13 protein-coding genes are annotated in these 11,983 nt (G+C 39.8%); all 13 read left to right on the top strand.

The window, feature by feature from the left end:
* Positions 1-20: 20 nt before the first annotated feature.
* From flhF to I6E80_RS12880, 13 genes are read left to right on the top strand one after another with little or no spacing between them, the layout of a single operon-like run.
* On the top strand, positions 21-1,505 hold the full coding sequence (gene flhF, locus I6E80_RS12940; RefSeq protein WP_076923504.1) for a flagellar biosynthesis protein FlhF: 1,485 nt from the start codon (positions 21-23) through the stop codon (positions 1,503-1,505).
* Positions 1,498-2,358: a MinD/ParA family protein gene (locus I6E80_RS12935; protein WP_002959312.1), complete on the top strand. Its 861-nt coding sequence runs from the start codon at positions 1,498-1,500 to the stop codon at positions 2,356-2,358. The genes flhF and I6E80_RS12935 overlap by 8 nt, the downstream gene beginning before the upstream one ends.
* A gap of 26 nt (positions 2,359-2,384) precedes the next feature.
* Positions 2,385-3,095 (top strand): RNA polymerase sigma factor FliA, encoded by a 711-nt coding sequence (locus tag I6E80_RS12930; protein WP_024599207.1) that lies wholly within the window; start codon positions 2,385-2,387, stop codon positions 3,093-3,095.
* 40 nt (positions 3,096-3,135) lie between these two features.
* A complete protein-coding gene (cheY, locus tag I6E80_RS12925) occupies positions 3,136-3,519 on the top strand; it encodes a chemotaxis response regulator CheY (RefSeq protein WP_008132609.1) in 384 nt (127 codons plus the stop codon).
* Positions 3,520-3,536: 17 nt separating this feature from the next.
* Complete coding sequence (locus I6E80_RS12920; RefSeq protein WP_197185697.1) at positions 3,537-4,310, top strand: protein phosphatase CheZ; 774 nt, start codon at positions 3,537-3,539, stop codon at positions 4,308-4,310.
* Between the two features lie 15 nt (positions 4,311-4,325).
* On the top strand, positions 4,326-6,533 hold the full coding sequence (locus I6E80_RS12915; RefSeq protein ID WP_197185696.1) for a chemotaxis protein CheA: 2,208 nt from the start codon (positions 4,326-4,328) through the stop codon (positions 6,531-6,533).
* Positions 6,534-6,591: 58 nt separating this feature from the next.
* A complete protein-coding gene (locus tag I6E80_RS12910; RefSeq protein WP_197185695.1) occupies positions 6,592-7,737 on the top strand; it encodes a chemotaxis response regulator protein-glutamate methylesterase in 1,146 nt (381 codons plus the stop codon).
* The gene (locus I6E80_RS12905) at positions 7,730-8,494 is read left to right on the top strand and encodes a flagellar motor protein (protein ID WP_024599203.1); all 765 of its coding nucleotides are present in this window, start codon (positions 7,730-7,732) and stop codon (positions 8,492-8,494) included. The genes I6E80_RS12910 and I6E80_RS12905 overlap by 8 nt, the downstream gene beginning before the upstream one ends.
* Before the next feature lies 1 nt (position 8,495).
* Positions 8,496-9,455: a flagellar motor protein MotB gene (locus I6E80_RS12900; RefSeq protein WP_197185694.1), complete on the top strand. Its 960-nt coding sequence runs from the start codon at positions 8,496-8,498 to the stop codon at positions 9,453-9,455.
* 12 nt (positions 9,456-9,467) lie between these two features.
* Positions 9,468-10,238, top strand: a complete 771-nt coding sequence (locus tag I6E80_RS12895) for a ParA family protein (protein ID WP_197185693.1) — start codon at positions 9,468-9,470, stop codon at positions 10,236-10,238.
* Positions 10,239-10,241: 3 nt separating this feature from the next.
* A complete protein-coding gene (locus I6E80_RS12890; RefSeq protein WP_076923501.1) occupies positions 10,242-11,042 on the top strand; it encodes a chemotaxis protein CheW in 801 nt (266 codons plus the stop codon).
* A gap of 24 nt (positions 11,043-11,066) precedes the next feature.
* Complete coding sequence (locus I6E80_RS12885; protein WP_002959294.1) at positions 11,067-11,564, top strand: chemotaxis protein CheW; 498 nt, start codon at positions 11,067-11,069, stop codon at positions 11,562-11,564.
* 17 nt (positions 11,565-11,581) lie between these two features.
* The gene (locus I6E80_RS12880; RefSeq protein ID WP_076923500.1) at positions 11,582-11,983 is read left to right on the top strand and encodes a DUF2802 domain-containing protein; all 402 of its coding nucleotides are present in this window, start codon (positions 11,582-11,584) and stop codon (positions 11,981-11,983) included.

Here is an 11,983-nt window from a genome sequence, read left to right as displayed (position 1 = left end):
ATTTTAAAAGGGGTTGAATCATGAAAATTAAACGTTTTTTTGCTAAAGATATGCGCACAGCACTTAAAGAAGTTAAAGATGAGTTAGGTGTTGATGCGGTTATTATGTCAAATAAAAAGCTGGCTAACGGTGTAGAAATTGTAGCGGCAGTTGATTATGACAAAGCAGCCCCTAAAGCAACAGCGCAACCACAAGGCAATGCAGAGCCGCGTGCTCAAGCGCCACAGCAAAGTATGCACAACTTTGTAAAATCAGAACCTCAGCGTGCCAAACCTGAACCTCAAGCAAAAGTAGCAGATAGCTTACAAGCCTTATTAGAGCGTCAATCACCGCGTCCTCGCTCCCCAGAGCTTGCGTCAATGTTTTCTCAATCAGGTATTGATACTACAGATAACTACCAGGAACCTGTAGCTAAAGCGCGCCCTACTAATAATATGTTTGCACGTGATGATGTAGCCCCTGCACGTCCTCATACGCAAGCCGATAGCTTAGGTTTTGACGATTTAGACAGCGACTTTGATGATTTAGACAGCCCAGTAACTGCTCGCCAGCAAAAACCTAATAATGAAAGCGAAGAAATGACAACAATGCGTGAAGAAATGAACGCAATTCGTCAGTTATTAGAGCATCAAGTATCGGGTTTAATGCAGCAAGATATGGCGCGTCGCGATCCAACACGTGCTTGCATGGTTGATCGTTTAGTCGGTATGGGCATTGATAAAGAAGTAGCACAACAAATGGCATGTTTTGTACCTGATGATGTGTCTCGTCAACAAGGCTGGAAAGCATTGTTAACGATGGTCGAAGATCAAATGCAAACAACCAATAATGAAATACTTCGCCAAGGTGGTGTATATGCATTAGTGGGTCCGACCGGTGTAGGCAAAACAACAACTGTGGCTAAGCTTGCAGCGTTAGGCGCACAAAAATATGGCGCTGATAAAGTGGCGTTAATAACCACTGATACGTACAGAATTGGAGCCTATGAGCAACTTGCAACATATGGCCGTATTATTGGTTGTGGTGTAAAGCAAGTTAAAGATGCTAATGAATTAGCTGAAGTTTTATATCATTTACGAAATAAACGTCTAGTATTAATTGATACAGCAGGTATGAGCCAACGAGATTTACGTTTAACTGAGCAGTTAAACACGTTAATGCGCAACCAACGTGTGGATATTCGCAGCTACCTAGTACTAAGCGCGACAGCACAAATTAATGTATTACAAGAAACAGTACGCCACTTTAAAAAAGTACAGTTAAGTGGTTGTATTTTCACTAAGTTAGATGAATCTTTGAGTTTGGGTGAGATTATTAGTATTGCGATTCAAAATCGTCTTCCAATAGGGTATCTTACTAACGGTCAACGAGTACCAGAAGATATTCGTGTTGCAAATGCTGAAAAACTAGTGAAAAAGGCTGAGCAATTGTATTTAAAAAGAATAAAAGCACAACATTCAAGGCACCAAGCAGTGGCGCCAAGTACAGTAGGGATGTATGATTAACACAGTATTAGATCAAGCAAGCGGCCTGCGCAAGATGAGTCAAAACAATAACAACGGCGTAAAAGTTATCGCTGTAACCGGTGGTAAGGGTGGAGTAGGGAAAACAAATGTTTCTCTAAATACAGCTATTGCACTAGGGCAACAAGGTAACAGAGTATTAGTGCTGGATGCTGACTTAGGTTTAGCAAACTGTGATGTAATGCTTGGTTTACGTGTAGAGCGTAATTTATCACACGTTTTGTCTGGTGAATGTGAGCTTGACGAAATTTTAGTTGAAGGCCCAGCAGGTATTAAAATTGTACCCGCTACGTCTGGTTCGCAAAGTATGGTGGAGTTATCGCCATCTGAGCATGCTGGACTAATTCGTGCGTTTAGCGAATTAAATACCGAATTTGATATTTTAATTGTAGATACCGCCGCAGGTATTTCAGACATGGTACTGAGCTTTTCTCGCGCGGCACAAGATGTAATGGTTGTCGTGTGCGATGAACCAACATCAATAACGGATGCTTACGCACTTATTAAAGTATTAAGCCGTGAGCACGGTGTTTATAAGTTTAAAATTGTCGCCAATATGGTCCGCAGTATGCGTGAAGGCACCGAATTATTTGCAAAGCTTTCTAAAGTAACAGATCGCTTTTTAGATGTATCAATGGAGCTAGTCGCAACGGTTCCTTATGACGAAAATATGCGCAAAGCAACACGTCGTCAAAAAGTAATCGTAGAACTCTTTCCAAATTCGCCAGCCGCTCTTGCGTTTAAAACACTGGCAACAAAAGCAGTTAAATGGCCAATACCAAATCAACCATCTGGGCATTTAGAGTTTTTCATTGAGAAACTAGTAAACGGCTAATTATGACAACACTGGTGAATAGAGCTATGGGATATCAATCAACACAAAACTTAAATGTGATTGTTGAGAAACATGCATCACTTGTAAAAAAAGTGGCATGTCATCTAATTGCTCGATTACCACCTAGCGTTCAGCTTGATGATTTAATTCAATCAGGAATGATAGGTTTAATAGAAGCTTCAAAAAACTTTGATGCAACAAAAGGTGCAAGCTTTGAGACCTTTGCTGGTATTCGTATTCGCGGTGCTATGCTTGATGAAATGCGCCGTGGTGATTGGGCTCCTCGTTCAGTACACCGTAAAAGCCGACAAGTTGCAGAAGCAATTACTGGGCTCGAAAGTAGTCTGAACCGCGAACCAACAGATACAGAAGTTGCTGAAAAACTTGAAATTTCGCTCAATGAGTACCATCATATTTTAAATGATGTTAATACCAGTAAAGTATTAGGCATAGAAGACCTTGGTGTCGATGAGGATGTTATTACTCCCGTAGGCCAAGATTTAGCGCTAGACAAACCTTTTAATAATGTTAAAAATGACCGGTTTAATGAGTCTTTGCTAAGCGCGATAAAGTCATTACCAGAGCGTGATGCAATGGTGCTTTCTTTGTACTATAACGATGAAATGAATTTAAAAGAAATAGGACATATACTCGATGTAAGCGAATCGCGTGTAAGTCAGATACATGGTCAGGCGATGATTAAGCTTAAAGCTAAAATCAATGACTGGATAAACTAGTAGTAAGTAAACTAAGGTTAATACCTCACTGGGGGATGTTTTGGATAAAAACATGAAAATTCTTGTAGTTGATGATTTTTCAACGATGAGACGAATTATAAAAAACCTATTACGTGACTTAGGTTTCACTAACGTTCAAGAAGCTGATGACGGGTCTACAGCTTTGCCTATGTTACAAAATCAAGTATTTGATTTTGTGGTTACAGATTGGAATATGCCTGGAATGCAAGGCATTGACCTTTTAAGAGCAATTCGTGCAGATGATAAGTTAAAACATATCCCTGTATTGATGGTAACGGCAGAAGCTAAAAAAGAACAAATAATAGCTGCAGCGCAAGCTGGCGTTAATGGTTATATTGTTAAGCCGTTTACGGCTGGAACATTAAAAACTAAATTAGAAAAAGTATTTGAACGCTTAGGCTAATGATGGGGGAGAGGCTTATGTCAGCACCAGCTGCGCCTCAAATAACGTTAGAACAAGCTCGTCAACTCGTCATTTTTTTAGAAAACGATGAGCAAGATAAAGCAAATGAGTTGATTTTAGAGACCGCTTCACAAGAGCAGTCTAAATTATTTGCTGAAGTTGGGAAGTTGACTCGTCAACTGCACGAAGCACTTAAAAGCTTTGAGCTTGATACTCGCTTAACTAATATAACGACTGATGCTATTCCAGATGCTAAAAAGCGGCTTAATTATGTCATAGAAATGACAGAGAATGCGGCTAATAAAACAATGGATGCTGTTGAGGCTAGTTTACCTATAGCTCAACAACTGGCAGATGAAATATCTCATATCAAACCGACATGGGATCGTTTAATGAGTCGCGAGATTGAGCTTGGTGAGTTTAAACAACTTTGCCATAGTATCGATAAGTTTATGAATAGCTCTCATCACAAAACTGATGAGCTTCAAAGCTTAATGACAAATGTACTAATGGCTCAAGATTATCAAGACTTAACGGGTCAAGTTATTCGTCGTGTTATAGAACTTGTTAGAGAAGTAGAAGAAAGCTTACTTCATCTTTTAACAGCGTTTGCTGAACAAGATGATAGTGACAACACAGCGAATAAAGTAGAACAACAAAAAATAAAAGAACCAGTTGCCACACAAACTTTAGCAGGTCCTGAAGGCCCTATTATTGATAAAGAATCGCGTAATGATGTTGTATCTGATCAAGATGAAGTCGATGATCTTTTATCAAGTTTGGGCTTCTAAGAGGAGAGTAACTGCATGTTTGAAGTCGATGAAGATATTTTACAAGACTTTCTTGTAGAGGCAGGAGAAATCCTAGAGCTTTTATCTGAACAGTTAGTTGAACTGGAAAATAATCCAGAAGATACAGAGTTACTAAACGCTATATTTAGAGGCTTTCACACTGTAAAAGGTGGAGCAGGCTTTTTAGCGATGACAGAACTTGTTGATGCTTGCCATGGCGCTGAAAACGTATTTGATTTATTACGTCAAGGCGTGCGAACTGTCAATTCAGAGTTAATGGATGTTATTTTACAAGCGCTCGACACCATTAATGAAATGTTCGCGACTATTCAAAATAGGGATAAGCCAGAACCTGCAGATCCTGAATTACTTCACACCCTCCATATTTTGGGCTTACCCCCAACAGAAGATGAGCTTAATGGAGTCTCTTCACAAACTGAAGTTGAACAGCCTCATAATGAAGTAGCTGATACGCCAATAGCTGATGATGAAGATCCGTTTGCATTTGATGAACTATTTAGTGGAACTCCTTCGGTTAGTGACGCTGAGATAGATGAAATCACTGAGGACGAATTTGAAAACTTGCTTGATGAACTACATGGTAAAGGTCAAAGTCCTGTAGTTGAAAAGCCAGCAGTAAGTAGTAGTGATTTTAATGGTGATATTACTGATGATGAATTTGACAGCTTATTAGACGAGTTACACGGTGTTGGCAGTTTTGGTGAGGTTGCGAGTGAAGCACCTGAACAAGATAACGCAGTTAAAGCGCCTGTAGATGCAGCTAAACCAGCCTCAAATACTTCTAATTTATCAGGTGATGAAATTAGTGATGATGAGTTTGAAGCACTCCTTGATGAACTTCATGGCAAAGGTACTGCACCTAAATCAACAGAAAGCGTTCCTGCGGTGAAACAGCCAAATATTCCTGCTAAACCAGCTGAAAAAGCGAGTGTGCCTGCAAGCAAACCTGAACCTGCAAAAGTACCCGTTTCTAAACCGGCAGAAAAACCGGTAGCTAAAGCAGCGCCAGTAACGCCTAAAAAATCAGCACCGCCAGCAGCAGAGACGACAGTTCGTGTAGACACAAAACGACTTGACCAAATTATGAATATGGTTGGTGAGTTAGTACTGGTACGAAACCGTTTGGTTAGTTTAGCTACTAACTCAGACAGTGAAGCCATGGGTAAAGCAATCTCTAACTTAGATGTGGTGACTGCTGATATTCAAGGTGCGGTTATGCAAACGCGAATGCAACCAATTAAAAAGGTATTTGGTCGTTTCCCTCGCGTGGTTCGCGATTTAGCTCGCAGCTTAAACAAAGATATTGACCTAAAACTTGTAGGTGAAGAAACTGATTTAGATAAAAACTTGGTTGAAGCCCTTGCCGATCCTCTTGTGCATTTAGTTCGAAACTCAGTTGACCATGGTATCGAAATGCCAGCTGTTCGTGAGGCTGCAGGAAAGCCGAGAACAGGTAATGTAACTTTATCAGCGTCTCAAGAAGGTGACCATATCTTGCTTACCATTAAAGATGATGGCGCAGGTATGGATGCTGAAAAACTGAAAAAAATAGCAATTAGTAAAGGTGTGCTTGATCACGACCAAGCAAGTCGACTTTCTGACACTGAAGCATATAACTTGATTTTTGCACCCGGCTTTTCTACAAAAGAAGAAATATCTGATATTTCAGGCCGTGGTGTTGGAATGGATGTGGTGAAAACTAAAATCACCCAATTAAACGGTTCTGTAAGTATTCAATCTGAGTTAGGCGTCGGTACTATTTTAGAGATTAAAGTACCACTTACCTTAGCTATATTACCAACCTTAATGGTCATTGTTGGCGCACAAACATTTGCGTTACCACTTGCTGGTGTTAGTGAGATATTCAACTTAGATTTAACGAAAACAAATGTGGTAGATGGGCAATTAACAATTATTGTGCGTAAAAAGGCAATACCGTTATTTTACCTCGAGCATTGGTTAGTTAAAGGGTCAGATCGTTCGAAGCGAAAATCACAAGGTCACGTCGTTATCGTGCAAATTGGTACTCAGCAAATTGGTTTTGTTGTTGACTCATTAATAGGTCAAGAAGAAGTTGTCATTAAACCACTTGATGCGTTACTACAAGGTACCCCAGGCATGGCAGGTGCTACAATTACTTCAGATGGTGGCATTGCACTAATTTTAGACGTTCCAAACATGTTAAAACATTACGCAGGCTAATAATAAAGTAGGTATATATTTAATATATACCTACGCATAAATTTAATAAGAGAGCTAAATGGCCGTTAAAGTTTTAGTTGTTGATGATTCAAGCTTTTTTCGCCGTAGAGTAAGCGAAATTCTTGAGCAAGACAGTGACATACAAGTTATAGGCTTTGCTGTTAATGGCAGAGAGGCTGTTGAAAAGGCAGCTCAGCTACGTCCAGATATGATCACTATGGATGTAGAAATGCCTGTGCTTGATGGTATTAGCGCAGTTAAAGAGATAATGGCGAGTAATCCAACGCCGATCTTAATGTTTTCATCTTTAACACGTGATGGCGCGACAGCAACGTTTGATGCGCTAGATGCGGGAGCAATGGATTTCTTACCGAAAAAATTTGAAGACATCGCTCGCAATAATGAAGACGCTATAAAGCTTTTGCAAAATAAAGTGAAAGATATAGGGCGAAGACGCTTACCGCGAACGTTTAAAGCTGCAACGCCACCTAAGTCAGTAATTCCAGCCAAACCAACAACAAGTACACTAACGCCTTCGATAAAACAACCCGATAGAAGTTTTCAAAGAGCAGCACCTAAATCACCGTCAGGTACAAGTATTGCCTCAATGCGAGCAAGTGGAAAGCAATACCAGCTTGTGGCTATAGGTACTTCTACAGGTGGTCCTGTTGCACTACAAACTATATTAACTCAATTACCAGCTAATTTTCCTCATCCAATTTTGCTTATTCAGCATATGCCTGCGGCTTTTACACCCGCATTTGCGGCACGCTTAAATGGCCTGTGCCAAATAAAAGTGAAAGAAGCGCAACAAGGTGACCGTTTACAGCCTGGAACAGCTTATTTAGCACCCGGCGGACAGCAGATGATGGTAGAAGGGCGTGGCGCAAATAGAACACTGCGGGTATTTGAAGATCATAGTGAGAGAATAAGCTATAAACCGAGTGTGGATGTAACTTTTGCCAGTGCAGCAAAAACGTATCAAGGCGATGTGCTTGCTATTGTTTTAACAGGTATGGGCGCTGATGGACGTGACGGTGCAAGAATGTTAAAACAAACAGGTGCAACTATTTGGGCGCAAGATGAGAAAAGCTGTGTTGTTTATGGAATGCCTCAAGCTATCGCTAATGCGGGACTTTCGAGTGAAAGCTTAGCACTGAATGATGTTGCAGCGCGTATAAAGAGAGAGGTGGGTTGTGGATAAGCTCTCAATATTTGGACTATTTGTAGCACTAGGTGCAATAGGACTAGGTTACTCTTTAGAAGGCGGCGTTGTTTCTGCACTATTTAATGGCCCTGCGCTTATTATTGTATTAGGCGGCACGCTTGGCGCTGTTATGTTACAAACATCGGCCAGTACATTCAAAAAAATGCTAAATATGAGCTCTTGGGTTTTTGTTGCGCCACAATACGATATTGAAGACGCAATAGAGCAAGTTAAACGATGGTCTTATAAGGCGCGTCAAGAAGGTTACTTAGCGCTTGAAAATGAGGCGCTAGCTCATCCAGATGCGTATGCTGCAAAAGGTTTAAGTCTACTTGTAGATGGTTGCTCAGAGCAAAAGCTACGTGACACTCTTGAAATTGACTTACTGTTAGAGCGTGATCGTTTACTTGAAGCCGCACGTGTTTATGAAGCAATGGGAGGCTACAGCCCTACCATTGGTATTTTAGGTGCGGTACTTGGTTTAATACAGGCTATGTCGTTTATTACCGACCCGCAAATGCTTGGTGCGGGTGTTGCTACTGCATTTATTGCGACCATTTATGGTGTTGGTTTAGCTAATTTATTGTTTTTACCTATGGCAAATAAGTTAAAACAGCGTGTAGAGCAAAAAATGCTTTATCATGAAATGCTTGCCGAAGGCGTGATTGCAATAAGTGTTGGCGAAAGCCCAGTAAATATTGAATTAAAGCTTGAAGCCTACCGTGTAGAGCGTCCTAATTTAGTGGACGAATAACATGTTACGCCGACGACTTCGTCACTCTGATACTAAAAGTCAGCATACAGAACGTTGGCTTGTATCGTATGCCGACTACATGACGATTATGTTTGCTTTTTTTGTGGTGCTGTATGCAATAGCGATTAACAAAGAAGAACAATTTCAAATATTGTCAGACTCCCTTGAACACGTTTTTGATAAATCTGCCCGCCAGCACTCCCAGCAAGGTGAGGGCGTCAATGGTAATGGAATATTGACAGATAGAGTTAGCCCAGAACAAGAAGTTCTTTATGGTGAAAGTATTTTAAAAGAAGAACAAGGTCCAGAGTTACTCGACGGTCAAAGTGATACAAGTAACATACAACAGAAATATTTAGGAAAACCACTCGATAGCTTACTTGCTAAGCTGCAGTCAGCGCTTATTGATGAAATTCGTGACGGAGAAGCCAGCTTAGAGCTGAATCAAGATTGGCTGATTATAGAGCTCAGCTCAGGTATGTTATTTTCAAGTGGTAGCTCAGTTGCACACTCGAGAGCAAAGCAAGTCGTCAAAATTGTTAAAGATATTATTGCTCCAGTAGATAACTATATTAGGGTGCGTGGCTATACTGATGATGAAAGTATTCGCAACGAGATATTTCGCTCAAATTGGGAACTCTCGGTTGCTAGAGCAACGTCTATCTTAGTAGAGCTAGAAGCATTAGGTATTAATTCTGCCAGAATGGCGATAGAAGGTTATGGTCAATATTCACCTTTTGTAAGTAATGATACAGAACAAGGGCGAGCAGAAAATCGTAAAGTTGTTATTGCACTTTCTAAGTATGGTTTACCACCAATACAAGACATTAAAGGTGATGAACAAGTTAATAAACCAGTAGTGGCAAAGCCTGAAATTGAGCTCCCTTCAGATGACGATACAATAAAAATAATTCGTTTGCCTCATGGTGGTATTCGCATAACAACGCGCAATGAACAGTAATTAGGATGTAATGTGAAGATTTGGACTGTCGCAAATCAAAAAGGTGGTGTTGGGAAAACAACAACTGCAGTGAGCCTTGCCGGTATTTTAGCTTTGCAGGGTAAGCGTGTGTTGCTTATAGATACAGACCCTCATGCATCACTCACTTATTACTTTGGCATTGACTCAGAAGATTTAGAAGTGAGTGTGTACGATATTTTTGCTCGTGGCACAAACATGCAAAGTGAAGAGATACTTCAAGCTTTATGCCCATCAACGCTTGAAAACCTGGATATTTTACCCGCAACAATGGCAATAGCCACGCTTGATAGAAGTATGGGTAATAAAACAGGAATGGGATTAATACTAAAAAAAGCACTTGCAAAAATCAGTGAACATTACGATTATGCAATTTTAGATTGCCCTCCCGTTTTAGGGGTGTTAATGGTTAATGCGCTTGCAGCAAGTGAGCGAATTTTAGTGCCAGTGCAAACGGAGTTTTTAGCACTTAAAGGGCTTGATAGAATGATGCGCACTATGGAATTAATGCAAACCTCTCAAGCGAAAGATTATCAATATACTATAATCCCTACTATGTATGATAAACGTACTAAAGCATCGTTAGAAGCATATAAAACACTGCAAAGTACGTATGGTGATAAAGTCTGGCCAGGTGTAATACCGGTAGATACTAAATTTAGAGATGCAAGCTTTGCGCAAAAAGTGCCTGTAGAGTATTGCCCTCGTTCGCGTGGTGTATACGCATATAAAGCACTGCTAGAATATTTAATTGAACAAGGTTAATGAATGAGTAAGCAATTATTTGCTAATGAAAAAGTAATGAAACAATACCTAGGGGCTTTGTTATGTGAAGACGAGCTTGTAGATAACCTTGAGCCAGTTGCAAAATTACTCGAGCAAATGCCGCACGACTCGCAGCAAGAACATATTCATTTAAAACCTAAAGAACAGATAAAAGCGGCAGGAAAAATATTTGATCAAGATTTACTTAATGCCGAAATTAAGCCAATAGTTGAACCGATTATTGAAGCCGAAAAAGTTAATAAAGCCATTGACGATGAAGTAATAGAGCCTGTAACTACTACTATAGAAGAATCAGAGCCACAACCACAGATTGTAACCACTAGCCAATCTGACTATTTTGATGGTGAATTTCAGGCATTATTTTTTGAAGTTGCTGGTTTAACATTGGCTGTACCCTTAAAAGCATTAGGCGGTATACATCAATTAGGTGAAGTTAATCATTTGTTTGGTAAGCCAAAGTGGTTTAAAGGCGTTATGCTCAATAGAGAAGAAAAGCTTAATGTTGTTGATACTGCTCGGTGGGTAATGCCAGAAAAGTATGATGATAAATTAGAAGCGTCTTTAGATTATCAGTATTTAATTACCTTAGGTGATAGCCAGTGGGGCTTATTAGCTGAAAAGTTGATAAATAACATTACATTGAGTAAAGAAGATGTAAAATGGCGTACAAATAAAAGTAAGCGCCCATGGCTTGCTGGTGTTATAAAAGAAAAAATGTGTGCTTTAATAGACGTAGATAATTTAAATATATTATTAGAGAAAGGCTTAGATAGCCGTCAGTAGTAATGACCATTACGGGGTAATAGCATGAATCAAGATAAATTACTGTCAGCAAATAAAAACGCAGATAATAATGATGAAATTTTACAGTGGGTTACGTTTAAGCTAGAAGAAGAAACCTACGGCGTAAATGTAATGCAAGTACAAGAAATACTTCGTTACACTGAGATAGCCCCTGTACCAGGTGCTCCTTCTTACGTTATTGGTATTATTAACTTACGCGGTAACGTTGTAACGGTTATAGATACTCGTGCACGTTTTGGTTTGTTAGCTGCTGATGCAACCGATAATTCTCGTATCTTAATTATTGAAGCTGAAGAGCAAGTTATCGGCATCTTAGCTGACAGCGTATCTGAAGTGGTTTATTTACGCAGCTCTGAAATCGATAGTGCACCAAATGTTGGTACTGAAGAAAGTGCTAAGTTTATTCAAGGCGTTTGTAATCGTGATAATGAATTACTGATTTTGGTTGATTTAAATAAGTTACTCAGTGATGACGAATGGGATGAGTTAAGCGATATATAAGCTTTACCAAATAAATTATGCTGTTACTTAGTATAGCTATATCAGCGTTAGCGATAGGACTCATATCGCTGGCGTTAATTATTGCATTAAAAAATAAACAAGCGAATGAAGTTAATGCAGTGTCGCAACAGCTCAAAGATAGCTCAGAGCAAACTCATATTTTGCGAAGTGAGATTTCAGAGCTTAGAACAGGGCTCTTAAGTATTGGTAAGCGAGTGCTTGAGGTTGAACAACAAAATCAAGATTTGGTTCAACAACAAGCTGCGCAAAAATACGATGACCCTGATGCTAAAATTTACTCTCGTGCAGTAAAAATGGTTGAATTAGGTGCCGATCTTGATGAGGTGATACGCGAATGCGAATTACCGCGAGCAGAAGCTGAATTACTATTTTCATTACATAAGCAAAAAGGCGCTTAG

The organism is Pseudoalteromonas sp. NSLLW218 (assembly GCF_015864775.1).
Taxonomy (GTDB): Bacteria; Pseudomonadota; Gammaproteobacteria; order Enterobacterales; family Alteromonadaceae; genus Pseudoalteromonas.
This window is presented reverse-complemented; position numbering and strand designations above follow the sequence as displayed.